The organism is Nocardiopsis dassonvillei (genome assembly GCF_964273065.1).
GTDB classification, from domain to species: domain Bacteria; phylum Actinomycetota; class Actinomycetes; order Streptosporangiales; family Streptosporangiaceae; genus Nocardiopsis; species Nocardiopsis dassonvillei_B.
The window spans coordinates 3,017,943-3,041,937 of sequence record NZ_OZ186815.1; the positions used below are offsets into that span (position 1 = coordinate 3,017,943).

At 73.0% G+C, this 23,995-nt stretch carries 26 protein-coding genes and 1 tRNA gene; 3 read left to right on the forward strand and 24 right to left on the reverse strand.

Annotation, left to right across the window (positions count from 1 at the left end; all coding sequences use genetic code 11):
• Window positions 1–59 precede the first annotated feature (59 nt).
• The 15 genes from ACSUPR_RS13305 to dacB form a co-directional block, all read right to left on the reverse strand.
• On the reverse strand, window positions 60–944 hold the full coding sequence (locus ACSUPR_RS13305) for a Rossmann-like and DUF2520 domain-containing protein (RefSeq protein ID WP_436891602.1): 885 nt from the start codon (window positions 942–944) through the stop codon (window positions 60–62).
• Between the two features lie 767 nt (window positions 945–1,711).
• Window positions 1,712–1,951 carry a chaplin family protein gene (locus tag ACSUPR_RS13310; protein ID WP_436891603.1) on the reverse strand — a complete coding sequence of 80 codons (240 nt, stop codon included), beginning with the start codon at window positions 1,949–1,951 and terminating at the stop codon, window positions 1,712–1,714.
• 245 nt (window positions 1,952–2,196) lie between these two features.
• Entirely contained in the window at window positions 2,197–3,552 is a 1,356-nt protein-coding gene (locus ACSUPR_RS13315) for a PH domain-containing protein (RefSeq protein WP_436891604.1), read from the reverse strand.
• 141 nt (window positions 3,553–3,693) lie between these two features.
• The gene (locus ACSUPR_RS13320) at window positions 3,694–4,140 is read right to left on the reverse strand and encodes a PH domain-containing protein (protein WP_436891998.1); all 447 of its coding nucleotides are present in this window, start codon (window positions 4,138–4,140) and stop codon (window positions 3,694–3,696) included.
• A 160-nt stretch (window positions 4,141–4,300) separates the two neighbouring features.
• Complete coding sequence (locus tag ACSUPR_RS13325) at window positions 4,301–4,765, reverse strand: DUF3180 domain-containing protein (protein ID WP_436891999.1); 465 nt, start codon at window positions 4,763–4,765, stop codon at window positions 4,301–4,303.
• Between the two features lie 23 nt (window positions 4,766–4,788).
• Window positions 4,789–5,322, reverse strand: coding sequence for a 2-amino-4-hydroxy-6-hydroxymethyldihydropteridine diphosphokinase (gene folK, locus ACSUPR_RS13330; protein ID WP_436891605.1), 534 nt, complete (start codon window positions 5,320–5,322; stop codon window positions 4,789–4,791).
• Complete coding sequence (gene folB, locus ACSUPR_RS13335) at window positions 5,319–5,702, reverse strand: dihydroneopterin aldolase (protein WP_436891606.1); 384 nt, start codon at window positions 5,700–5,702, stop codon at window positions 5,319–5,321. Before folB ends, folK begins: the two co-directional genes overlap by 4 nt.
• Complete coding sequence (locus ACSUPR_RS13340) at window positions 5,702–6,148, reverse strand: nuclear transport factor 2 family protein (RefSeq protein ID WP_436891607.1); 447 nt, start codon at window positions 6,146–6,148, stop codon at window positions 5,702–5,704. Before ACSUPR_RS13340 ends, folB begins: the two co-directional genes overlap by 1 nt.
• Window positions 6,145–7,056: a dihydropteroate synthase gene (folP, locus tag ACSUPR_RS13345; protein ID WP_436891608.1), complete on the reverse strand. Its 912-nt coding sequence runs from the start codon at window positions 7,054–7,056 to the stop codon at window positions 6,145–6,147. Before folP ends, ACSUPR_RS13340 begins: the two co-directional genes overlap by 4 nt.
• Before the next feature lie 86 nt (window positions 7,057–7,142).
• Complete coding sequence (folE, locus tag ACSUPR_RS13350; RefSeq protein WP_436892001.1) at window positions 7,143–7,709, reverse strand: GTP cyclohydrolase I FolE; 567 nt, start codon at window positions 7,707–7,709, stop codon at window positions 7,143–7,145.
• Window positions 7,710–7,735: 26 nt separating this feature from the next.
• Entirely contained in the window at window positions 7,736–9,772 is a 2,037-nt protein-coding gene (ftsH, locus tag ACSUPR_RS13355; RefSeq protein ID WP_436891609.1) for an ATP-dependent zinc metalloprotease FtsH, read from the reverse strand.
• 226 nt (window positions 9,773–9,998) lie between these two features.
• Window positions 9,999–10,553, reverse strand: a complete 555-nt coding sequence (hpt, locus tag ACSUPR_RS13360; protein WP_436891610.1) for a hypoxanthine phosphoribosyltransferase — start codon at window positions 10,551–10,553, stop codon at window positions 9,999–10,001.
• Between the two features lie 155 nt (window positions 10,554–10,708).
• Entirely contained in the window at window positions 10,709–11,677 is a 969-nt protein-coding gene (gene tilS, locus ACSUPR_RS13365; protein WP_436891611.1) for a tRNA lysidine(34) synthetase TilS, read from the reverse strand.
• The gene (locus ACSUPR_RS13370; protein ID WP_436891612.1) at window positions 11,674–12,759 is read right to left on the reverse strand and encodes a zinc-dependent metalloprotease; all 1,086 of its coding nucleotides are present in this window, start codon (window positions 12,757–12,759) and stop codon (window positions 11,674–11,676) included. Before ACSUPR_RS13370 ends, tilS begins: the two co-directional genes overlap by 4 nt.
• A 136-nt stretch (window positions 12,760–12,895) precedes the next feature.
• The gene (gene dacB / locus ACSUPR_RS13375; protein ID WP_436891613.1) at window positions 12,896–14,251 is read right to left on the reverse strand and encodes a D-alanyl-D-alanine carboxypeptidase/D-alanyl-D-alanine endopeptidase; all 1,356 of its coding nucleotides are present in this window, start codon (window positions 14,249–14,251) and stop codon (window positions 12,896–12,898) included.
• 76 nt (window positions 14,252–14,327) lie between these two features.
• Here dacB and ACSUPR_RS13380 point away from each other — a divergent pair, with 76 nt between their 5' ends.
• On the forward strand, window positions 14,328–14,852 hold the full coding sequence (locus ACSUPR_RS13380; RefSeq protein WP_436892002.1) for an inorganic diphosphatase: 525 nt from the start codon (window positions 14,328–14,330) through the stop codon (window positions 14,850–14,852).
• Between the two features lie 265 nt (window positions 14,853–15,117).
• On the opposite strand, the gene ACSUPR_RS13385 is transcribed toward ACSUPR_RS13380, so the two are convergent.
• Window positions 15,118–15,699, reverse strand: a complete 582-nt coding sequence (locus ACSUPR_RS13385; protein ID WP_436891614.1) for an RNA polymerase sigma factor — start codon at window positions 15,697–15,699, stop codon at window positions 15,118–15,120.
• 73 nt (window positions 15,700–15,772) lie between these two features.
• Window positions 15,773–15,964: a hypothetical protein gene (locus ACSUPR_RS13390; protein ID WP_436891615.1), complete on the reverse strand. Its 192-nt coding sequence runs from the start codon at window positions 15,962–15,964 to the stop codon at window positions 15,773–15,775.
• A gap of 518 nt (window positions 15,965–16,482) precedes the next feature.
• On the opposite strand from ACSUPR_RS13390, the gene ACSUPR_RS13395 reads away from it, so the two are divergent.
• Window positions 16,483–17,025: a hypothetical protein gene (locus ACSUPR_RS13395; RefSeq protein WP_436891616.1), complete on the forward strand. Its 543-nt coding sequence runs from the start codon at window positions 16,483–16,485 to the stop codon at window positions 17,023–17,025.
• Window positions 17,026–17,033: 8 nt separating this feature from the next.
• On the opposite strand, the gene ACSUPR_RS13400 is transcribed toward ACSUPR_RS13395, so the two are convergent.
• Together ACSUPR_RS13400 and ACSUPR_RS13405 are read right to left on the reverse strand one after the other, a co-directional pair.
• Window positions 17,034–17,420: a hypothetical protein gene (locus tag ACSUPR_RS13400; protein ID WP_436891617.1), complete on the reverse strand. Its 387-nt coding sequence runs from the start codon at window positions 17,418–17,420 to the stop codon at window positions 17,034–17,036.
• 48 nt (window positions 17,421–17,468) lie between these two features.
• On the reverse strand, window positions 17,469–17,696 hold the full coding sequence (locus ACSUPR_RS13405) for a hypothetical protein (protein WP_436891618.1): 228 nt from the start codon (window positions 17,694–17,696) through the stop codon (window positions 17,469–17,471).
• Window positions 17,697–17,800: 104 nt separating this feature from the next.
• Here ACSUPR_RS13405 and ACSUPR_RS13410 point away from each other — a divergent pair, with 104 nt between their 5' ends.
• Entirely contained in the window at window positions 17,801–17,956 is a 156-nt protein-coding gene (locus ACSUPR_RS13410; RefSeq protein ID WP_436891619.1) for a hypothetical protein, read from the forward strand.
• On the opposite strand, the gene ACSUPR_RS13415 is transcribed toward ACSUPR_RS13410, so the two are convergent.
• The 5 genes from ACSUPR_RS13415 to tmk form a co-directional block, all read right to left on the reverse strand.
• Window positions 17,957–18,310 (reverse strand): hypothetical protein, encoded by a 354-nt coding sequence (locus ACSUPR_RS13415; protein ID WP_436891620.1) that lies wholly within the window; start codon window positions 18,308–18,310, stop codon window positions 17,957–17,959.
• Between the two features lie 205 nt (window positions 18,311–18,515).
• Window positions 18,516–18,588, reverse strand: a tRNA-Thr gene (locus ACSUPR_RS13420).
• Window positions 18,589–18,686: 98 nt separating this feature from the next.
• Window positions 18,687–20,252, reverse strand: coding sequence for an alpha/beta hydrolase (locus tag ACSUPR_RS13425; protein WP_436891621.1), 1,566 nt, complete (start codon window positions 20,250–20,252; stop codon window positions 18,687–18,689).
• Window positions 20,253–20,393: 141 nt separating this feature from the next.
• On the reverse strand, window positions 20,394–21,566 hold the full coding sequence (locus ACSUPR_RS13430) for a DNA polymerase III subunit delta' (RefSeq protein ID WP_436891622.1): 1,173 nt from the start codon (window positions 21,564–21,566) through the stop codon (window positions 20,394–20,396).
• Between the two features lie 161 nt (window positions 21,567–21,727).
• Window positions 21,728–23,833, reverse strand: a complete 2,106-nt coding sequence (gene tmk / locus ACSUPR_RS13435) for a dTMP kinase (protein ID WP_436891623.1) — start codon at window positions 23,831–23,833, stop codon at window positions 21,728–21,730.
• Between the last annotated feature and the right edge of the window lie 162 nt (window positions 23,834–23,995).

Sequence of the window (23,995 nt, forward strand, 5' to 3'; positions counted from 1 at the left end):
TTCCCCTGAAATGTCCGTGACGTGTCGTCGGTGGTCCGGGTGCCGCGGCGGCGGGGCGGTCAGCGGCGCAGGACGTCGAGGAGCGGTTCGGCGTCCTCGGGCTTGAGCATCCCGGCGTTGATGGCCAGGTCGGCGGTGAGCCGGGCCAGCTCGACGTAGGCGGCGACGCTCTCCGGGGCGTGGGAGCGCAGTTGGTCGATGTGCCCGGCGACGGTGCCGGCGTCGCCGCGCAGGACCGGGCCGCTGAGGCCGTGGATGCCCAGGCGCAGGGCGTTGTCCAGGGAGGCGCTGAGCAGGGGGGCGAGCATGCGGCCGGGTTCGGGGACGCCGGCGGCGGACAGCAGGGAGGCGCTGTCGGCGACGAGGGTGACGAGGTGGTTGGCGCCCCCGGCCAGGGCGGCGTGGTAGAGGGTGCGCCTGTCCTCCGCGATCCACACGGGTTCGGCGCCCATCTCGACCACCAGGGCCTCGGCGATGGGGCGCAGCGGGTCGGGGGCCGTGACCCCGAACGCGCAGCTGGCCAGCCGCTCGACGTCCTCGTCGCGACCGGTGAAGGTCATGGCCGGGTGCAGGGCCAGCGGCAGGGCCCCGGCGGCGGTGGCGGGGGCCAGCACGCCGTACCCGTGGGCTCCGCTGGCGTGGACGAGGAGCTTGCCGCGCAGGTCGGCACCGGTGGCGGCCAGTCCTTCGGCGAGTTCGGCCAGGGCGTCGTCGGGGACCGTGAGCAGGACGAGGTCGCAGGCCTCGACGACCCGGGCGGGTTCCATCAGGCGCGCGGCGGGCAGGCGCTCGGCGACGCGCGCCTTGGACGCCTCGGAGACGGCCGAGGCGGCGACGACCCTGTGCCCGGCCAGCCCCAGCGCCCGGCCCAGGACCGAGCCGACGCGGCCGGGACCGATGACGCCGATCCGCAGCCGGGCCGGACGCCCCTGCGTGGTCTCCATGCCTGTGTCCCCTCGTCGTGAGTGCGTCCGGCCCCCGGCCGTGACGCCTGAGCACACGATAGCCCTCCCGGACTCCCGGCCAGGCGCCCCGCCCCTGGTCGATGCGGCGGACGCGGGAGGGGGTGGGCCCCGGCGGGCCCCCTCGGAACGTCCCGGCGCCCCGGTCGGGGCGGCCGGGGCCGGTTCCGGATGATCACGCCGGAGTCGTGGCAGAAGGCGAGCGTCCGGCCCGGACCGGCGTTGGAGCCGCCGCAGCCGCGGCGGAGAGGAGGATCCCGGCGGAGGCGAGGACCAGTGCACCGGTGGTGGGCGTCTTCTTCGGCACTCACCTGTTGTCATGTCCGGGTCGGGGCCGCCCGGACTCGTTGTTCCGGTGGCGCCGTGTCCGGCACCGGTACCGGAGTCACCCGCGGTCGTTCCGGTTCCGGCCCCTCCGAACCGGGGTCGTAACGATGGATTCACCATGTGCCACTTCGGGTGATGGCTTTCATGACAAAGGATTTCGAAACGGCGTCCCGGAGAAGCACGAAGCGTCACCATCGGCACCGGTTCAGCACGGCATCGATGCGCTTTGCGGACGACCGCCCACCCGGATCGAGGATTCGTGCGCGGATCCGATCCCCCCGGCCCCCGGCCCCGGGCATGCGGAAGGGCGCCGCCCCGTCGTCACGGAGCGGCGCCCGGAAAGTCCGATCACCCCTGGGCCGGCTCGGCCGGGACGTCTCCGGCCGGAGCCCCCGGACCCTCGGGGTGGAATGTGGTCGCTATCAGTTCTTGACCGTGGCGCCGGAGTCCACGCAGTTGGCACCCGCCACGCCCAGGATGGCGATCGCGTTGCCGCAGACGTTGATCGGGATGTCCAGGTCGGCCACCAGCTGGTTGCCACCGAGGATGCTTCCGTTGCCGGAGGTGAAGACGTTGCTGTTGGCCATGGCCGGAGCGCCGGTGAACAGGACGCCCGCAGCGGCGGCGACGATGGCACTGGCGGCGAAAGCCTTCTTCAGCATGTGTTTTCTCCCGTTCGGACCGAACGACGGGGGCGCCGATCGGTCGATAACGTTGACCATGTGTACAACCAAGAACACTCAACGTGTTCGGTCACCATTTAGCCATACTCGGCGGCCGCCGGAGGTCAGAACACGCGAGTTTTTCTCGGCATTGACCTGGAGATATCACCCACAGTGAGTGCCCATGTCGGACATGAGGGCCATTCAGGGAAGCAATCTTCGCCCCTGTTGTGACACAAGCCACATCAGCCCTCCCCGGGAGCCTCCGACCGTGTCATCGTCGCCCGGGTCGCCCACCGCTCCGGTCCCGCCGCGGGGACCCGTGCCCGTCGGCCCAGGTCGACCATGGCGTCCAGCATCCGGCGGCCCTGGGCCGCCTCCCGCCCCCGGGCCCGTGCCCGGACCGGGCCCGGCGGAACGCCCACACCGACCGTCACCCGGCCGGTGAACCGGGACAGGGGTCCGGCGGTCAGCCGCAGGGCCTGGACCCGCTCCATCGGAACGACCTCCGTCACCCGGCAGAACAGCCCCGAGACGGTCACGAACAGGTGCTCGTCCACCCCCACCAGCGACCGGCCGCCCGCCCTGCCCGGGACCAGCGGCACGTACGCCACCTCGCTCTCCGGGAACAGCTCGTTGACCAGCGCGTAGGCCCGGCGCCGGGGGGCCACCGGCAGCAGCGTCGTCGAGTCGGCCTGGCGGGCCCCGGCGTACCCGGCCACCGTCGCCTCCACCCGGGCCACGCCCAGCGCACGCCACAGCAGCGGCTCCACCACCCGCACCGCCTGCACCCGGCCCGGGGGGACCGTCTGCATGCGCCGCTGGAACATCCCGTAGCGCAGCCGCAGCCCGTCCGAGGAGAGCGAGGCGTAGTAGTCGGTGTAGCGGGCCAGCGGGCCCCAGAACGACCGGATGAGCCCCAGTGTGAGCGGCACCAGGGCGCCCAGCACCCCCGGCTCGAGGAACACCACCCCGGCGGTGAGCATCGCGGCCAGGCCCAGGGAGGCCAGCAGTACCGGGATCCGGAAGGTGAGAGCGCCCAGCAGGAGCAGGAAAGGAAGCCGGTAGAACGGCCACTCGGGGGCCTCCGGGGCACGGCCGGACAGCCCGGCGGCGTGCGCCAGGACCGCGACCCGCATCCGCTCGGCGACGCCGTGGCGCAGGTAGCGCAGGCGGACGGCGCTGTTGTCGCCGCCGGCGAGTTCGATGCGCAGCTCGGCCAGCCCGAACACCTGTCCCAGCAGCGGCCGCACCACGTCGACGGCCTGGAGCCTGCTCAACGGGATCTCCCGGGAGCCGCGCATCACCAGCCCGCTGTGCACCACCAGGTGGTCCTCGCGCAGCCCGAAGCTGCCGTACCACCAGGAGGGCAGCGTGTAGGCGAGCGCGCCGAACAGGACGGCGACGGTCAGCATCACCACCCACGCGAACCCGAAGATCGTGAGGATGGGGCCGGCCAGCGCGACGAACGCCAGGGTCACGGCCAGGACCCGGACGGGCACCATCAGCCAGTGCGCCCGGTAGACCCCGGTGGTGACGTCCTCCTCGCGGCGCCGGGGCGGCGCGGGGGGCTGGCGCTGCCAGACCGTCGGCGGCAGCATCACCGGCGGTCCGAGACCGGGTCCGGCGGGCGGGTACGGGGGCCGCGGGGCCTGTGGCGGCGCCTGCGGGGGCGGGAGGGGCGGGGCCTGCGGCGGCGCCTGCGGGGCCGGAGCGGAGTCGGGACGGTCGGGTTCGCGCATCTACAACCCCGTGGAGAACGTCTCGCTGCGGCCTGCCAGCCGGTCGCGCAGGGCCACCGCCTCCATCAGGGGCAGGCCGACCACACGCGTGTCGGCGGTGCTCGCGGCGGTGCGCACCCGCACCGTGGCGATCCCCAGCGCCTGTTCGAGCAGGTCCGCGGTGGTGTCCACCACCTGCATGCGCCCGTAGGGCACGACCACCAGCTGGCGGACGAACACGCCGTAGGTCAGGTAGAGCTCCGTCCGCCCCTCGGCGTAACCCCAGGAATCCCGGAACCGGCCCGCCAGGACCCATCCCCCCGCGAACACGGCCAGGGCCGCCACCGCCCAGACGACCGCCCAGACCCGGTCCGCCCACAGGAACAGGAGCAGCACCCCGATCAGCCCCGATCCGAGGCACAGGGCCCCCAGCACCACCCGGCGGTACCAGGCCAGGGCCGGGGACACCCGGCGCCACTCGGAACCCCCGGGCGCGGCGAAGGCCGCGTCGAGCGGGCGCTCCGGATCGGGGGGCGGCGGATTCGGCGTTGTCGGTTCGCTGGTGTCCACGGGCCCAGTCAACCATCCGCCGCCGCTCCCCGTCCGGAGGCGGCCCGGCCGGGAGCGGTCAGGCCGCCCCGGGGCGGTGGTCGTCGCGTTCCTCGTCGTCGGGCACCCGGCAGGCGTACTCCAGGTAGAGGGCGGCCGCCGCCAGCACGGCCGCCGCGAGCGCCGTGCCCAGGGCGGTGAGGAACACCTCGCGGTGGACCGGCAGCGCCAGGCCGTCAAGGACCGTCAGCGCGACCCCCGCGCAGAAGCCGCCGAACAGTGCGGCGGCCAGCACGCTCGCCTTGGCCAGGGCCACCAGGCGGGCGGCGCTGAGCGGCGGGATCGGCTCGGTGCCGGCCGCCCTCCGGATCCTGCGGCGGGTCCGGCCGGCGGTGAACCCCTCGGCGAAGGCGAGCAGCAGCAGGGTCGGGATCGCCGTCCACGGCATCGGCGGCAGGCCGGGCAGCACGGACGAGAACAGGGCGCCCAGCAGCACGCCGACGGCCCCGAGCAGCACCGGTGTACGCCACCCGGTGGGGTGCATCCGCCGCTCGTCCTCGTCCCCGGTCACCGGTCCCCTCCGGGCGGGAGCAGCCGCAGGTCGTCGCGCCGGTACAACTTCTGGTCGCCCGCGGTGTCCGCGGCCTCCACCGCCGCCAGCAGGTCGGCGACCGGGCCGCGGCCGGGCAGCCGCGCGTCCGGGTCGGCGTCGAGCCAGGGGCGCAGCACGAACGCCCGCAGGTGGGCGCGCGGGTGCGGCAGCGTGAGGACGGGGTCGTCGGAGCGCACGTCGCCGAACGCGATGACGTCCACGTCCAGGGTGCGCGGCCCCCAGCGGACCTCGCGCACCCGGCCGAAGGCGCGCTCGGCGGCCTGCGCCCGCGCCAGCAGCTCCCGCGGTGTACCGCCGGTCTCGACGACCGCCACGGCGTTGAGGTAGGCGCCCTGCTCGGGACCGCCCACCGGGGCGGTCTCGTACACCGGGGACAGCGCCACCGGGGCGGGCGCGCCCGCCCCGGTCAGCAGGTGCTCCACGCCGCCCCGCAGTGTCTCCCACCGGTCGCCGAGGTTGGAGCCCAGGGCCAGGACAGCGCGCATCACCGCACCGCCCCGTCCGGGTGCGCGGCACCGCGCACCACGGTCACCGACACGTCCGCGAACTCGTGCTCGATCGGCGCCGACGGCTTGTGCACGGTCAGCTCGACCCCCCGCACCAGGGGGTCGTTCAGGCACTCCGCGGCCAGCCGTTCGGCGAGGGTCTCGATCAGGTCCACCGGCTCCCCGGTGACGATCGCGACCAGCCGGTCGGCGAGCAGCCCGTAGTGGACGGTGTCGGCCACGTCGTCGGAGGCCGCCGCGGGCGCCAGGTCCAGGTACAGGACGGCGTCCACCACGAAGTCCTGGCCCTCGCGGCGCTCGAAGTCGAACACGCCGTGGTGCCCGCGGGCGCGCAGGCCGCGCAGGGCGATGCGGTCGGACATCACTCCTCGCCCTCCTCCTCGTCCTCCTCGCCCATGAGCACGGGCGAGGCGTGGTGGGACCACAGCCGCCACCCCTGGGCGGTGTCGACGAAAAGGTTGGTCGTGACGACCTGGCCCCCGGCGATGAACCCGGGGTTGCCGTCCTCCGCGGTGAGCACGTTCTCCTCGCACGTCACCATCGCGATGTCGCCGCCCACCCCGATATGGGTCTCGGTGAGGACGTACTGGATGTAGGTGACGTTGGCCATGATCAGGGACCAGGCCCGCATGATCTCGGTACGGCCGCGCAGCAGCGGCCACCCGGGGTTGACGCACACCAGGTCGGGGGCCTCGTGCTCCTCCGCCCAGACGCTGCGCATCAGGTCGATGTCGCCGTTCTCGATGGCGCTGTAGAACTGCGCGTTGGCCTCGGCCACACGCTCCATGACCTCCTGGCGGGACTTCACCGGCGGCCCCGCCCCGGGTCGGCGTCCTCGAAGCGCCCCTCGGAGAGGCCCTCCCCGCCGTCGGACCAGGCCGCGGCCACCCGGACCGCGTCGGCGCTGGCGCGCACGTCGTGGACCCGCACCGCCCAGGCGCCCCGGTCCGCCGACAGGGCGCTCAGGGCGGCGGTGGCGGCATCGCATTCGAGGAAGGGGCGCTCCTCACCCTTGGGGCCGCTCAGCAGCCGGCTCAGGAAGCGCTTGCGGGACCCCGCCACCAGGACGGGCCGGCCCAGCTCGTGGAAGCGGTCCAGATGCCTCAGGAGCGCCCAGTTGTGGGCCTGCTCGGGTCGTTTGGAGAATCCGAGTCCCGGGTCGAGGACGATCTGCCCCGGGTCGACGCCTGCACTGATCATGGCCTCCATACGGTCTCGGAGCTCATTGACGACCTCCTGGACGACATCCGTGTACACGGCACGGCTCTGCATGTCATGACTATGCCCACGCCAGTGCATCAACACATAGGAGACGCCGGAAGCGGCCACGAGCCGCGCCATGGCCGGGTCGGCCATCCCACCGCTGACATCGTTGACCAGGACGGCGCCCGCCTCCACGGCGCGCTCGGCGACCTCGGCCCGCATGGTGTCCACGCTGACGGCGACCCCGCGCGCGGCGAGGGCCCTGACCACGGGCTCGACCCGGCGCAGCTCCTCCTCGGCCGGGACGCGCAGGGCTCCCGGGCGGGTGGACTCACCGCCGACGTCGACGATGTCCGCGCCCTCGTCGACCAGCCGCAGTCCGTGCTCGACCGCCCTGTCGGGGTCGAACCAGGCTCCGCCGTCGGAGAAGGAATCGGGGGTGACGTTCACGACCCCCATGACCAGGCACCGCCCGTGGTCGGGCAGGCCCGGAAGTGTGTATTTCGGCCCCATGGGGGTCACCTTACGCGTAACAGCAGGGGCCGGGGGCTCACGCCCCCGGCCCCTGCCGGCATGTTCCCGAGGTCACCCGTGCCCGGTCAGCGGCGGTCCAGGATGAGGCTCATCGCCTCCGAGCGGGTGCGGTCGCTGCCCCGGAAGATCCCGCGCACCGCGGAGGTGACGGTCTGGGCCCCGGGCTTGCGCACCCCGCGCATGGTCATGCACAGGTGCTCGGCCTCCACGACGACGATGACGCCGCGCGGGCTGAGGTGCTCCATGAGGGCGTCGGCCACCTCGCCGGTGAGCCGCTCCTGCACCTGGGGGCGGCGCGCGTAGACGTCGACCAGGCGGGCGAGCTTGCTCAGGCCGGTGATGCGGCCGTCGGAGGCGGGGATGTACCCGACGTGCGCCACCCCGTAGAACGGCACCAGGTGGTGCTCGCAGGTGGAGTAGAGCTCGATGTCCTTGACCAGGACCATCTCCTCGTGCCCGGCCTCGAACACCGTGGTGAGCACGTCGTCGGGCTTCTGTCCCAGGCCGGCGAACTGCTCCTCGTAGGCGCGGGCGACCCGCTCGGGCGTCTTGAGCAGGCCGTCGCGGTCGGGGTCCTCACCGATGGCGATGAGGATCTCGCGGACGGCGCGCTCGATGCGCTCGCGGTCCACGGACCCCGTGGGCCGTTCCGTGTCGGTCACGCCTCGCCTCTCTCTCCGGGGTCGGATGCCCCGTTGCCCGTGTCGCGGCCGGTGAGCTCCGTGCCGTGCAGTGCGGTGCCCGGCTCGGCGCCGTTCGGCTCGGCGCCGTTGAGCATGGCCAGCTCCTTCTTGGAGCGCACCGGCGGCCGCTCGGAGGGCTGGCGCTTGCCGTAGCCGGTGTAGGAGCCGCGGGCCGGGCGCTTGGTCACCGGGGAGAAGATCTCCAGGACCTGCTCGCGGGTGAGCGTCTCCTTCTCCAGCAGGGCCACGACCAGGTCGTCGAGGACGTCGCGGTACTCGACCAGGACCTCGTAGGCCTCGTCGTGCGCGGACTCGATGAGGCGGCGCACCTCCTCGTCGATGATGGAGGCGATCTCCTCGGAGTACTCGCGCGCGTGCGCCATCTCCCGGCCCAGGAAGGGCTCGGTGCTCGCGGAGCCGAACTTGCGGGCGCCCAGGCGCTCGCTCATGCCGTACTCGGTGACCATGTTGCGGGCCAGGCTGGTGGCCTTGTCGATGTCGTTGCCCGCACCGGTGGTGGGCTCGTGGAACACCAGCTCCTCGGCGGCGCGGCCGCCCAGCATCATGGCGAGCTGGTCCATCATCTGCGAGCGCGAGGTGAGGAACTTGTCCTCGGTCGGCACCGACATGGTGTAACCGAGGGCGCGGCCGCGGGGCAGGATCGTGATCTTGTGCACCGGGTCGGCGTTGGGCAGCGCGTGGCCGACCAGGGCGTGGCCGCCCTCGTGGTAGGCGATGATCTTCTTCTCGTGCTCGGACATGACCCGGCTCTTGCGCTCGGGTCCGGCCATGACGCGCTCGATGGCCTCCTCCAGCACCGCGTGGGTGATGCTCTCCCGTCCCCCGCGCGCCGACAGCAGCGCGCCCTCGTTGATGACGTTGGCCAGGTCGGCGCCGGTCATGCCGGCGGTCTGGCGGGCGATGGTGTCGAAGTCGACGTCCTCGGCCATCGGCTTGCCCTTGGCGTGGACCTTGAGGATGTCGCGGCGGCCGTCCATGTCGGGGCGGTCCACCACGATCTGCCGGTCGAAGCGGCCCGGGCGCAGCAGCGCCGGGTCGAGGATGTCGGGCCGGTTGGTGGCCGCGATGAGGATGACGCCGCCCTTGACGTCGAAGCCGTCCATCTCGACCAGCATCTGGTTGAGGGTCTGCTCGCGCTCGTCGTGGCCGCCGCCCATGCCGGCTCCGCGGTGGCGGCCGACGGCGTCGATCTCGTCGATGAAGATGATCGCGGGCGCGTTGGCCTTGGCCTGCTCGAACAGGTCGCGCACGCGCGAGGCGCCCACACCGACGAACATCTCGACGAAGTCCGAGCCGGAGATGGAGTAGAACGGCACCCCGGCCTCTCCCGCGACGGCGCGGGCCAGCAGGGTCTTGCCGGTGCCGGGCGGGCCGAACAGCAGCACGCCCTTGGGGATCTTGGCGCCCATCGCCTGGAACTTGGCCGGGTTCTGGAGGAACTCCTTGATCTCCTGGAGCTCCTCGATGGCCTCGTCCGCCCCGGCGACGTCGGCGAAGGTGTTCTTGGGCGTGTCCTTGGTGATGAGCTTGGCCTTGGACTTGCCGAAGTTCATCACCCGGGATCCGCCGCCCTGCATCTGGCTGAAGACGAACCAGAAGATGGCGATGATGAGCAGGATGGGCAGGAAGCTGAAGAGCGCCGTCGTCCACAGCGGGGTCGTGGCGACCGAGACCTCGTAGCCCTGGAGCTCGGTGTCCTCCTCGTCGAGCGAGGCCTGGAGCATGTCGGCGAGCTGCAGACCCTGTCCGGCCACCCAGTACGCCTCGAAGATCTCGCCGTCGGTCGTGGTCAGCACGATGCGCTGATCACGGTCGATGATCTCGGCGTTGTCCACCTCGTTCTGCTCGATGAGCCGGTGGACGGTCGAGATGTCGGCCTCTTCGGGCTGCGGCTCCCCACCCAGGTCGAACACGTTGAAGACGAGGAGGAGCATGGCGAGAACGGCCAGTATCCATATCCACGGGCCGCGGAAAAAGCGCTTCAGATTCATGTGAGCGGAACCCCGTCGGGTCCGTCCCTCCTGACCAGGCCGCCCGCACCGGAGGACTTTCCGAGGCAGGACCTCTTATCGGACACGTGCGTTCCCCGCGAGTACGCCGGGATCGAATCGACGGTACACCTCGCCCCGTCGAACGGGCACACCGCTTCGGCGTGCCGGGCGGGGGCCGTCATGAGAGCAACGACCGCACCCCCGCCGCTTGTTCCCCGCCCCCGGTCTACTGCTCGTAGACGTGGGGGGCCAGGGTGCCGATGAACGGCAGGTTGCGGTACTTCTCGGCGTAGTCCAGCCCGTAGCCGATGATGAACTCGTTGGGCAGGTCGAAGCCGATGTACTTGACGTCGAGGTCGACCTCGAAGGCCAGCGGCTTGCGGACCATGGTGCAGACCTCGACCGAGCGGGGCCCGCGCGACTTGAGGTTTCCCACCAGCCAGGACAGGGTCAGGCCGGAGTCGATGACGTCCTCGACGATCAGGACGTCGCGGTCCTTGATGTCGGTCTCCAGGTCCTTGAGGATGCGGACCACACCGGAGGAGGTGGTCCCGGCGCCGTAGGAGGACACCGCCATCCAGTCCATGGAGACGGGCGTGTGCAGCACCCGGGCCAGGTCGGCCATCACCATGACGGCGCCCTTGAGGACGCCGACGATCAGGAGGTCCTTGCCCGCGTAGTCGGCGTCGATGCGTTCTCCCAGCTCGGCCAGGCGCGCCTTGATCTCTTCCTCGGTGACCAGGACCTTCTCAAGATCCCGGCCCATGTCCTTAGCGTCCACGCTCACTGTCCTCGCTGCTGGGTTCCCCGTTTGCGGCAACCAGGATAAACGTGCCGAACGGCCCGGGGGCGCCGACCGGTGGCCCCGGACCCGGCCCCATCCGGTCCCATGTCCGACATGGGGTGACACGCCGGGAGATCAACGGGTTCCGGGGGTCACGGCTCGAAGCGAACGTGACCGGCGACACGCCGGGCGCGCACCCCGCCGGGCAGGTCCAGGTGCGCCTGGCCGCGCCAGGCGGTGACCAGCCGCTCGACCTCCCGCACGTGGCGGGCGGTGAGGGCGCCGGCCGGACAGCCCGCGTCGAGCGCGGCCCGGCGCAGGGCCCGGGTCCGCAGCGCCTCGGGGGCGGCGGCCAGCACGGCGGCGGACAGGCCCTCGGCCGTCCGCGCCTCGGACCACAGGTCCTCCGCCAGGGAGTCCAGGGCGTCGGCGTCCGCGCGCAGCAGGGAGGCGGTGCGGGCCAGCGCCGCGGCGATGCCCGGGCCCAGGGTCCGCTCCAGTGCGGGCAGGGTGTCGTGGCGCACCCGGGAGCGGGCGAACCGGGGGTCGGCGTTGTGGGGGTCCTCCCAGGGGGTGAGCCCCATGGCGGCGCAGGCCGCGCGCACGGCGGCGCGGTCCAGGTCCAGCAGGGGGCGCAGCAGGCTTCCCGCTCTCGGGGCCATCCCCGCCAGGGACCGGGCGCCCGACCCCCGGGCCAGGCCCAGCAGGACCGTCTCGGCCTGGTCGTCGAGGGTGTGTCCGAGCAGGACCACGGCGGGAGCGTACTCGGCGGCGGCCTCGGCGAACGCCGCGTGGCGGGCGGCGCGGGCCGCGCCCTCGGGCCCGCCCGGACCGCCCACCCGGACCGCGCGGACGGAGACCGGGTCCAGGCCCAGCCCGGACAGGACCGCGGCGACCTTCTCCGCGCGTTCGGCCGACCCCTCCTGGAGCCCGTGGTCGACGGTGACCGCCCCCGCCCGCAGCCCCGCCCGGGGCGCCTCGAAGGCCACCGCCCCGGCCAGCGCCAGGGAGTCGGCCCCGCCGCTGCACGCCACCAGAACGGTGGTGTCCGCGGGCAGCTCCGTCAGCGCCCGCCGGACCGCCGAGCGGACGGCGGCCACGGCGGCGGGCGGACCGCTCATTCGGTGATGGCGGCCGGGCGCACCACCCGGTTCACCCAGGCGGAGGGATCGCGGATCTCCGCCAGGGTGGGCAGGGTCTCGCGCGAGGTCCACACCTTGTTGAACTCGGCCATGCCGACCTGGGCCACGGCCTCGCGGACGAACGCGGCGCCCTCCTCGTACTGGCGCATCTTCATGTCCATGCCCAGCAGCTGGCGCAGCAGCCGGTCCAGTGGGTTGGACGTCTCGCGCCGCTTCTGGAAGCGGGCGCGGATGCGCTCCACCGACGGCACGACGCTCGGGCCGACCGCGTCCATGACGTAGTCGCCGTGGCCCTCGGCCAGGCTCATCACGGCGGTGACCCGGTCCATGATCTCGTTCTGCTCGGGCGTCTGGATGGCGGTGAGCAGGTTCCCCTCGCCGCCGCGCACGGCGTCCGCGACGGCCTCACCAGCGGCGCGCAGCCGGGTGATGAGGTCGCCCGCGTCCATCTCCGTGGACAGCAGCAGCTCGCGCATCAGCTCCTGGACGTACCCGCGCAGCCACGGCGTGGCCGTGAACTGCATGCGGTGGGTCTCCTCGTGCAGGCACACCCACAGCCGGAAGTCCCGGGGGTCGACGTCGAGCTCGCGCTCGGTGTTGACGATGTTGGGGGCGACCAGGGTCAGCCGCCCGGTGGGCAGGTTGCCGTCGGGGTCGGGCGGCAGGAAGAGTTCGTACTGGCCCAGGACCTTCCCGGCCAGGTAGGCGAGCACCGCGCCGAGCTGGACACCGGTGATCCGGGAGCCCACGGCGGAGGTGAGGGCGGCGGCCGTGCCGTTGCCGAGGCGGCCGGCGCCCATCTGCTCGAGTACGGGTTCGATGACGACGCGGAAGCCGTCGACGTTGGCCCGGATCCATCCCGGGCGGTCGACGATCACCGCGGGCCCGGTGGGCTCCAAGGGGTTCATTCCGGTGAAGTCGCGCACGTGCCCGGCGGCCACGTTGGAGAGCTCGCGCAACTGCGCGACGGCCTGTCGCGCGTCGGCGAGGTCCACCTGCGGGCCCGGTCGGACGAGGCGGACACCGGTGTTGACGGCTACGTCCCAGTCGATGACAGTCACATTCGCAGCCTACCCACGCAGAGCGTCCCGGCACGGGGATCGGGGTTCCAATTCGGGGTGGGCCCCGGGTTCGCCCCGATGCGGACCGGGGTCCGCGCCCCGGCCCCGCCGGGCCGCCGGGGTGCGGGGGCGCGGTTCAGGAGCAGCCGCAGCGGGCCAGGGCGGCGGCCAGGGGGTCGAGCTGGTACCCCTGGACGCCCGGGCTGTTGGCGACGAAGGCGAACACGAACATGTTGCCCTCCTGGTCGTGGACGGTCCCGGCGAGCGCGCTCACGTCGTTCAGGGTTCCGGTCTTGCCGCGGACCAGCCCGGCCACGTCGTGGACCGGGGTGCCCTCCGTGTAGCGGTTGCCCAGGGTGCCGGTGGAGTTGGAGGTGGGCAGGCCGGTGATCGCCGCGTTGAGGTCGGGGTGCTCCGCGGCCACCCGGATCATCTCCACCAGGGCCCGCGGGGTGATCCGGTTCTCCGGGCTCAGGCCGGAGTTGTCGGACAGCTCCACCCCGTCGATGCCGTAGGACTCCATGACCCGGTGGGTGGCCTCGGCGCCGCCGGCGAAGGAGCCCTCGCCGCCCGACTCCAGGGCGGCGATCCGGCCCAGCGCCTCGGCCATGTTGTTGTCGCTGGCCAGCATCATGTGCTCGACCAGGGCGGTCATCGGCGCGGAGTCGACGGAGGCGATCGGGTCGCCCTGGGCGGGCGCCTCGCTCGGCGTCCCCTCGACGGTGAGCCCGGCCTCCCGCAGCTGCTTGGCGAACTCCTCGGCGGTGGCCAGGGGCGGGTCCGGAACGCGGAAGCTGGTGTCCCGGGAGATCCGGCCGCTGTCGTGCAGCAGCGCGTGGACGGAGGCGGTGCTGCCCTCGGTGATGTAGCCGGGCTTCCAGGACGGCCCGGTGTCGGGACCGGTGAACAGCGAGTCGTCGTAGCCCACCGAGACGGTGTCCACCCCCTGCTCGGCGAGGGCCGCGGCGGTGCGCTCGGCGAGCACCTCCAGGCTCGCCACCTGCGGGTAGGCTGCGGAGTCGACGGTCGTGGTCAGGGTGGCGTCGCCCGCACCGCGCAGCACCGCCATCCCCCGCTCGGAGTCGAAGTGGACCGTGGTGGTGAGCACGTGGTCGGGTCCCACCGTGTCCAGGACCGCGATGGCCGTGGCGATCTTGGTGGTCGACGCCGGGACCGCCGGGGTGTCGGGGTCGCGCTCGTACAGCACCGCGCCGGTGTCGCCGTCGGCGACGAAAGCGGAGAGGCCCTCCTCGAGCCCGGAGTCCGCCATGGGATCATCGATCACGTCCGCGATCCGTTCCGGGTCCGCCGGGGACGAGGACGCGGGTTCCGCCGCGGCCGCACCTTCGGCGTTCACCACCGGATGGGGCACCGCGGGGAGTGGTCGGGCCTCGATCACATCGAGGGCTGTGAACCCGGCGATCAGCACGAAAATGTTGAGCAGGGCCAGTGTGAGGAAGGCCTCACTTCGTACCCGTCGCACCCGGGGCACCCGCCCTTCCTGAGGTGTCGCGGCCTGACGTTGTTGTTATACGGCGACATTAGTCGCAATGGGAGCCGAGATCAGCATGGAATTCGACGTTACGATCGAGATCCCCAAGGGGGAGCGCAACAAGTACGAGGTGGACCACGAGACCGGTCGCATCCGTCTCGACCGCATGCTGTTCACCTCCACCACCTACCCCGCCGACTACGGTTTCGTCGATGGGACGCTCGGTGAGGACGGCGACCCGCTGGACGCCCTCGTCCTGCTCAAGGCCCCGACCTTCCCCGGCTGCCTGATCCGCGCCCGGGCCATCGGCATGTTCCGGATGCGCGACGAGGCGGGCGGCGACGACAAGCTGCTGTGCGTCCCGGCCACGGACCCGCGCATGGAGCACCTGCGTGACATTCACCACGTGAACGAGTTCGAGCGCCTGGAGATCGAGCACTTCTTCACGGTCTACAAGGACCTGGAGCCCGGCAAGTCGGTCGAGGGCGCCAGCTGGGTCGGCCGCCACGAGGCCGAGCAGGAGATCATCGCCTCGGTCAAGCGCGCCGAGGAGGCGGGCGTCCACGGCGACGCCTCCCACATCTCCGAGAAGGAGAAGTAGGGGCGGGGGAACCGCGTTCGGCGGGTGGGTGACGGGTGGGCCCACCCGTCACCCACCACCACCCTCAACGGACGCCTCCGGCGCAGCGCCCCCCACATCGTCACCCACCACCACCCTCAACGGACGCCTCCGGCGCAGCGCCCCCCACATCGTCACCCACCACCACCCCCAACGGACGCCCCCGGCCCAGCGGCCCCGGTCCCGTCGAGTATCAGAAGGTCCCCAACGGACACCCCCGGCCGTCGCCCTCTCCCCCCGGCCCCCGCTAGCGGCCGAGCAGGGTGACCGAGCCGCTCCAGGGCCCCTCCGCCTCCGCCGTGCGGGTCAGCAGGTAACCCGCGCAGACGGCCGCCACCAGCGCCATCAGCATCATCAGCCCGACCGAGCTCACCAGCGCCGGCCCGTGCGGGGTCGGCGACGCCCCCGGCCCCAGGGGGAAGCCCTCGTGGTCGAAGCGGTCCGCACGGGCGGCCACGTGCGCCCGGTAGCCGTCCAGTTCGGGGGCGGCCATGCCCTTGAGGACGCGGACCGGCACCAGATCGGTGTTCTCCGGCATGCTCCACCCGCCCGGGAGCCGGTGGTCGTAGGAGCGCCGGCGGATGCACTCCACCTCGGCCAAGGCGTGCAGCCACTCCCCCAGCCGGTCGGGATCGGACAGCCGGTCGATGTGCGCGCAGGCGACGATCAGCGTGTCCCGCAGCACCACGTGCGCCGCGTCACGGTCGCCCAGGGCCAGGATGCAGCGCCGGAACAACTCCTCGCCGTACGCGTCGAGCAGCCTTCGGTAGGCCTCGGCCGACGGCGCCCCGCCGGCGCGCAGGGTGTGGAGGAGCTCCCGGTCCGTCATGGACGAAAATCTACGCTGCCGAACACGCGGCCCCCCACGCTTCGCCGAAAGACGCGCGCGACCCCCCTCCCCGTCAACGATCCGAAAGCGGTCGGCGCCGCGGGCGGCCGCGCAGCCAGAGCAGGACGAACGTCAGCGCGGTCAGGGCGCAGACCAGCAGCGCGGCGCCGGGGCCGAGGAAGCCCAGCGCCATCACCCCGGCCGCCACCACGACGAGTCCCCGGACCAGCAGGCGCACCCACAGCCCGACCGGGTCGGGGGTCAACCGGCCCCTCCGGGCGTGCGAGCCGACACGGCCACTCCTCGTGCGTTCGGGGGACGGCACCTTTCCGGCGGCGTTCCCACGCCGTACTCGGGCTCCACATGTCACCACCACGCGGCGCCTCCCGCAACATCGGAAAGTGAGAGGGGTGACACACGCGATTCTCCACGATCGCTTGACTCCCCGCGCCCTTTGCTGGTCTCCTTGCAGGCATGTATCCGCGCACCCGCACCGACGCCATGGCTCGCAGGGCCCTCCAGGCCCCCTGCCACCCGGCCTGTGCGGCGTGTCCGTGTTGTCGTCGCTGAGCCCTCTCCGGGGTGTGTCCACCCCGTAGGCTCCGGGCCCGCCCGTCCGCGCACCCGCGCGCGTGACCTGTTTCGGCGGCCCCGCCCCGTGCATCCACCGCGGTCCCCCGTGCCCTCTACGGCACCGGCACCGCCCGCCCCGTCCCCTGCGCGACGGGGCCCCCGGACGACATCCGCGCCGCCGACGGCGCGCACACGAAGGATCTTCCCGCCATGGCCCAGCAGGCTCTCTCCGTACGCACCGCCCCGCCCGCCCGCACCCCCTCCGACGACACCGCGCTGCGCGGCGTGTCGGTGGAGGGCATCGGAGACGTGGTGGACGCAGGCCGCAGCTCCGGCTACGCCCACCTGGCCGGACACCGGCTTCCCACGGTCGGGCGCCTGGCGGCCGCCGCCCGCGGCGCCGCCGCGGCCCTGGCCCGGCCCACCCTGTGGCCCGCCCGGCGGGGGCGCTGGCAGCCCGCGCCGCGCGTCGCACGCCGCCACGCCGGCGGGCGGCTGCGGGTGAGCACCGTGGCGCTCGAGCCCAACGGGTTCGTGTCCGGCCCGGTGTCCCCGCGCGCCGCCGACATGGAGGTGCTGTTCCTGGTGAGCGGGCGCGCGCACCTCATCTCCTCCGGTGCCGACGGGCGCATGCGCTCCGCGGCGGAGCTGGTCCCCGGCAGGGCCCGGGTGGCCGGCGGCTCGCTGGGCGGGAACCGGCACCTGGTCAACACCGGTGACGAGGTCGCCGTGGTGGTCCGGGTGACCGCCTGAGCGGGGCCTCACGCCCCCTCCTCGTACGCCTCTCCGTCATGCAGGGAGGACGACAGGGCCGCGTCGACGGCCTCGACGGAGCGCAGGACGGCGGCGGTGCGCCGTCCCTCCGCCTGGTAGGCGCGCATCACCTGTTCGATCGCGTGCGGCGGCAGATGGCCGCTCAGGTCGACCCGGGCGGTGCGGTAGCCCTCCCGGGTGGCGGCCAGGACCGCGGCGAGGTGGTGGCGCGCCAACCGGGAGAGCGCGACCGGGTGTCGCCGTAGGACCCCGTGCAACCGGTAGTCGGCGGGCAGGAGGTCGAACAGCCACACCGCGGCCGTCCGCTCGAAGGAGTCCGACCCGGGTGGGTGCACACTCGCGGGCCAGTCCGGACTCAGCGACTGATCGGGCATGCTCCGAGCATACCCGTTGTTCGAAAATCCGTTCGAAAAAGGTCGGTATCAATCCGAGAAGGGGATCTCCTCCCCCTCCTCCCGGCCCTGGCCGGACTCCTCTTTCTTTCTCTCCAGCTCCACCCGGATGGCCTGCTCCGCCGCGTCCACCGCGGCCCTGGCGGTGATGGCGTTGATGTGCGCCCGGTCCAGTTCCTCCAGGAGGATGCAGTCGAAGGCGACCCGCGCGTCGTGGATCGCCGCCTCCAGCTGACGTGATGCCTCTTCCAGACTCATGCACCCCCCATACCCCGCGAGACGTGTTCCGCACATCCCTCCACAGGGCGTGCCGTGCCCCCCGGGCGGGTAGTCGGTGGGGAACCGGACTCTCAGGAGGGCACATGGTCTACCTCATCCTCATCCTGCTGGCGCTGTGGCTGTTCCTCGCGATCCTGGGGCTGCTGGTCAAGGGGCTGTTCTGGCTCACCGTCATCGCGGCGATCCTGTTCGTCGGCACGGCCGTCTGGAGCGCTCTGCGGAGCCGGACCAGGATGTGATCAGCGTTCGAGGGCCGGCGGGGCGTCGCCGCCCAGCTCCGCGACGATGCCGCGGGCCTGTTCCTCGTCACCGTCGAGGCGGTCGCGCACCAGCCGGACCGCCTCCTCGGTGCGGCCCAGCGCCACGAGGTTGGCCGCCCGCGCCCGCAGCCGCGCCGGCAGCTCGCCGGGGGCGCGCGGGGCGGGAACGTACCCGCCGACCTGCGGGTCCGGAGCGGGTTCCACCGGAGCGGGGGCCTCGTCCGCCTCCAGGCGGGCGGCGACCGCGCCGATGACCCGCCGCAGGGCATAGGACCCGCCCGCCAGCACGACCACCGCGCCCACCAGCGCCAACAGCATGAACAAGAGGCTCATGCGGTGCCCTTACCCAGCCCCGCCCCCGGCCACTGGACACGAAAGGTCATCATTCGCCCACGTGGCGTGTCGGACATGTCCCCCACCGGCGGGGTCCGGAGCCCGGCCGCCCCCGGAGCCGGCTCCGGGGGCGGCCGACACGCTTCGGAACCGCTTTCGGCCCCTACGCGAAACGCCACCCCGGACCGGGGTGGCGTTTGTGCTGAGCCGCCTGTCGGAATCGAACCGACGACCTATTCATTACGAGTGAATCGCTCTACCGACTGAGCTAAGGCGGCGCGACGCCGCGCGGTTCCACGCGGCGAGGCGATCACCAGTTTAGCGTCTTCGCGGAGTGCCGGGTACACGGTTTCGGCCCCGGCACTCCGCGCCGGGATCAGGCGCAGGCCATCCCGTCCGCCGGGACCTCCAGGTCGATCAGGTAGGCGTCGACCATGCGGTCCACGCAGGTGTCGCCCATCCGGTAGCCGGTGTGGCCGTCCCCGTCCCGGGTGACCAGGAAGCCGGACTCCAGCGCCTCGGCCAGCGCCTCGGCCCAGGCGTACGGGGTCGCGGAGTCGCGCGTGGTGCCCACCACCATGATCGGCGCGGCACCCGGAGCGTCCAGCGGGCCGCCGTCGTAGACCGCCTCCTCGGGCCAGAACGCGCACGGCAGCGCGCCCCAGGCCAGGCTCGGGCCGAAGATCGGGGACTCCTCCCCCGCCTCCTCGGCGGCCTCGGCGTAGGCCCCGACCTCGCGCGGGCTGGGCGAGTCGGAGCAGTTGACCGCGATGAGGGCGGCCGTGGAGTTCTCGTACTCCTCCACGTCGCCGCGGCTGTACAGCTCGTCGCCGAGCTGGAGGAGCACGGTGCCGTCCCCGTCGTTCATGGCGTCGTCCAGGCCCTCGCGGACCCGCTCCCACCAGGACTCGGAGTACAGGGCGGCGAGCACGCCCAGCTCGGCGCGGGTCCGGTTGATCTCCCGGTCGTCCATGCTGTTGGCCAGCGGCTCCCGGGCGGTCGACGCCAGGAACCCGTCGAGGGCGGCCACGCCGTCCTCGACCGGGTCGCCGCTCTCTCCCAGCGGGCAGTCGGTGCGGGTGAGGCAGTCCTCGACGAAGGCGCGCAGTGCGGTCTCGAACCCGGTCGCCTGGGCGACGCTCAGTTCGAGCTGGCCCAGGGTGGGGTCGACGGCGCCGTCGAGCACCAGCGCGCGCACCCGTTCGGGGAACTGCTCGGCGTAGTGGGCGCCGATGTGGGTGCCGTAGGAGGCGCCCAGGTAGGTGAGCTTCTCGTCGCCCAGGAGGGCGCGCAGCACGTCCATGTCGCGGGCGACGTTGACGGTGCCGATGTTGAGCATCAGGTCGGGGGCGTTGGCCCGGCAGGCCTCCACGAACTCCCGGCTGCCCTCCTCCATGTCGGCGATGCCGGCCTCGGTCAGCTCGGACATGTCGCCGTCCTCGTCGGCGCTCTCGGCCTCAGTGCCGATGAAGTCGTCGAGCTCCCCGGCGGGCAGGCAGGTGATCGGGGTGCTGCGGCCGACCCCGCGCGGGTCGAAGCCGACCAGGTCGAAGCGCTCGCGCACCTGGTCGCTGACGATGAAGGAGGCGTGGTCGACGTAGTCGTATCCGGAGCCGCCCGGACCGCCGGGGTTGACCAGCAGGGAGCCGATGACGTCGTCGCCGGTGGCGGACATCCGCTTGACCGCGATCTCGATGCGCTCGCCGTCGGGCTCGTCGTAGTCCAGGGGCACCTCGTAGGTGGCGCACTCGGCGTCGGAGGGTCCGCTCTCGCAGCCGCCCCAGGCGAGTTCCTGGTCGGTGATGTCGCCCAGGGCGCCGAGCGAAGTGTCGGTCCCCTGCTCCTGGTCTCCACCGCCCGGTGTCGGTGCCGTGCATCCGCTCACCAGGAGCACCGTGCCGGTGAGCGTCGCCGCCACCCCTGCCCGCAGCCTCGTCGCCACGCGTTCCCATCCTTTTCGTCGATCGGTTCCACCCCTGCCTGTGACGGCCGGACCGCCGATCCGGTTGCGACGGGGGGTGGCGCCGTACGTCGACCGTATCCGCCGGGGCGTGCGCGCCGGGCGCCGCCCCGCCCCGGGGCCTCAGCCGATGAGGAGGGCGGAGGTCATGGCCTCCATGGCGATCTGCGGGTGCACGTTGGCGGCGATGCGCCCGCGGCAGGCCATGATGGCGTCGATGCGCCGCAGGGTGGCCTCCGGGGTGCTGGAGCGGGCGATCCGCTCCAGGTCGCCGGAGCGCTCCGCGGTGGAGCGCTCGACGGACGCCCCGAGCTGGAGGGTGAGCACGTCGCGGTAGAAGGCGGCCAGGTCCAGCAGGGCGCGGTCGTAGGAGTCGCGCTTGATCCGGGTGGCCCGGCGCTTCTGCCGTTCCTCCAGGTCCTTCATGGCCCCCGCGGAGCCGCGCATGGCCTTGGCCACGCCCTTGCCGGTGGAGCCCTCGCCGAAGGCGGCCCGCAGCTCCTCCTTCTCCCTGCCGTCCAGGGCGGCGGTGATCGCCTTGGACTCCTCCTCGGCGATCTCGTAGAGCCGGGCTGCGAAGGTGACGCAGGCGCCGATGCCGTTGAGTCGGGCCGGGATGGACAGCACCTCCTCGCGGCGGCGGCGCGCCTCGGGGTCGGTGGCGAGCCGACGGGCCCGGTCCACCCGTCCGGCCGAGGCAAGGGCGGCGGCCCGCGCCGTGGCCTCGTCGACGTCCCCGGCGCGGGTGAGCGCGTCGACGATCTCGGCGGTGGTGGGGGTGGTGAGGGTGACCAGGCGGCACCGGGACCGGATGGTGACGAGCAGGTCGTCGGGGGTGGGCGTGCACAGCAGCCACACGGTGCGCGGCGAGGGCTCCTCCACCGCCTTGAGCAGCGCGTTGGAGGCCGCCTCGGTGGCGCGCTCGGCGTCCTCGAACAGCACGATCCGGAACCGTCCGCCGGAGGGTTTGGACCCGGCCCGCAGGACCAGCTCGCGGGTGGCCGCCACACCGAAGCTCAGCCCGCTGGGCCGCACGTACAGCACATCCGGGTGGGTCCCGGCCATGACCTGGTGGCAGGAGTCGCAGTGGCCGCAGCCGCCGTCGCGGCACTGCAGTGCGGCGGCGAAGGCGCGGGCGGCCTCGGAGCGCCCCGAGCCGGGCGGCCCGGTGAACAGCCAGGCGTGGGTCATGCCCGCGCCCGCCCCCCCGGCCACGAGGTCGGCGGCGCCGGCCACCGCCCGCCGCAGGTGGCCCACCGCGGTCCGCTGACCGACCAGGTCGTCGAAGACCGTCACACTCCACCCCCAGGAAGAAAGACCTGCCAGGGCTCCAGGATAGGAGCCGGGGGCGACGGTCGGGCCGCCGTCCACAGGCCCGTTCCGCCGTCCGGGGCGGTTCCGGGAACGGGTGGGGCCCGGGGGCATGCGCCCCCGGGCCCCGCCCGGCCGCGCTCGGGTCAGTCGTTCTTGATGACCGGGATCATGCCGGTGACCGCCTCGGCGCTGCTCGGGACCGGGTCGGGCAGCAGTGCGCGGACCCGCTTCTGGATCTCGCGGGTGATCTTCTCGCGCGGTTCCCGGGAGTCCAGGACCAGGTAGCGGTCCGGGTCCTGCCGGGCCAGGTCGAGGAAGCCCCTGCGGACCCGCTCGTGGAACTCCACGGACTCCGACTCGATCCGGTCGGCCGGGCCGCCCAGCCGGGACAGGCCCTCCTCCGGGCGCACGTCCAGCAGCACCGTCAGGTCGGGGACCAGCCCCTGCACCGCCCACGAGCTGATGTCGCGGATGTCCGACAGCGCCAGGTCGCGGCCGGTGCCCTGGTAGGCGAGCAGCGAGTCGGTGTAGCGGTCGCTGACGACCACGGCGCCGCGGCGCAGCGCGGGCAGGATCTCCTGCTGGACGTGGTCGGCCTTGTCCGCGGCGTACAACAGGACCTCGGCGCGCGGGGTGATGTGGGAGTTCTCCCGGTCCAGCAGCAGGGCGCGCAGCCGCATGCCGAGCTTGGTGGCGCCGGGCTGGCGGGTGCTGACCACCTCGAAGCCCTGGTCGCGCAGCCACACGGTGAGCTCGCGGACCTGGGTGGACTTGCCCGCGCCCTCACCGCCCTCGACGACGATGAACGCCCCGGAGGGGCGCTCGTCCTCGGCGACGGGCTCGGTGATCTCGACTCCGCGCAGCGCCGCGAACAGCTCGGGGAGCAGGCCCGGGCCCGCCTCGGGGTCGTTCCGGTTGACCTGGCGGTGGGCGACCGCGGCGGCGACGACGGCGAGCAGGGCGACCGCCATCAGCACGACGGCGCTGCCGCGCAGGTCGTAGGTGAGCGGGCCGACCGGCAGGGCGTGGTCGCCGACGAACCCGGCGGCGACCGGGGCCAGCACCGCCGTCAGCACCAGGGCCAGGCGGGCCGCGCCGTTGAGGTGGGCGTGCACCGCGGTGCGGTGCTCCTCCTCGACCTCGCGGGTGACCACGCCCAGGGCGGTCGCCCAGGCCATGCCCGCGGCCACGCCCACGACCAGGGCCAGGACGGCGGCCAGGACCATGTCCCCGACGGCGCCGGTGAACAGCAGCAGGAGCGCGGCACCGACCGCGGTGAGCCCGAACAGACGGCGGCGGCTGAGCAGCTTCAGGATGCGGGGACCGGCGACGGCGCCCAGGCCCGTGCCGCCCAGCGCGGCGGCGAACAGCATGCCGAACCCGGCGTTGCCCGCGCCCAGGCCCTCGACGTGCAGGCGGCCGACGCCGACGACGGCGCCCACCGCGACGACCGTGGCGACCAGCCCCAGGGACAGCCCGCGCAGCAGGACCGGCTCCCCGGTACCGCGCAGGCCCCGGGCGACGGACGGGAGGATGCGCGCGTCGCGGGTGGGGCTCTGGGTCTCCTTGGCGGGCCGGTGCCCGGGGATCCGGAGTCCGGCGACCAGCCCGGCGGCGGCGAAGAAGAGCAGGCCGTTGAGGTAGAGCGCGATGTCGGCCTCGGGGGAGGCCAGCGAGGGGGCGAGCGCCCCGAGCACGCCGCTGACGGAGGCCAGGGCCGCGAACAGCAGGGCGGCGACCGGGGCGGTGCCGTAGGAGGTGAGCAGCACCAGGCGGTCGGCCTGGCCCAGCAGCTTGCGGGGCACCAGGTTGGGGATCGCGGAGTCCCGGGCTCCGGTCCACAGCAGTTCGACGATCTCCGCGAGCAGAGCCGCGATGAACAGCCACGGCAGCGCGAACCCGGGGGCCAGCAGGCCCACCACGGGGACCGAGACGTAGAGCAGGCCGCGCAGGACGTCGCCCCCGACCATGGTCCACCGGCGGTCCAGCCGGTCCACGAGCGCCCCGACGAGGGGGCTGAACAGGACGGAGGGGGCGAGTTTGACGGCCAGGACACCGGCGATGGCCAGGTACCGGACCGGGGCCGGGGCGTCGAACGTGAAGATCGCGGCCAGGGAGACCAGAGCCAGCAGGCTCAGCCAATCACCCAGTCCGGACAGCACGAGCGAGATCCACAGCCTTCGGAAGGGAGTGATCGCGAGGACGTTGTGCGCCTCGGACGGCGCTCCCGGAGATGCAGGTCTGCTCATAGCGCTCAAGGTTATTCGGTGAGGGGGAAGAGGAATGGGCCGTCGTCCGCTGAGGAATGCGATGGATCGGTCGGGGATCACGTGCGTTTCGGTGTCCCCATCGGCCACACCCAGCGTAGTACGGAAGATCATCTCCGAACAGGGGTACAGCGGGCCCCGGAG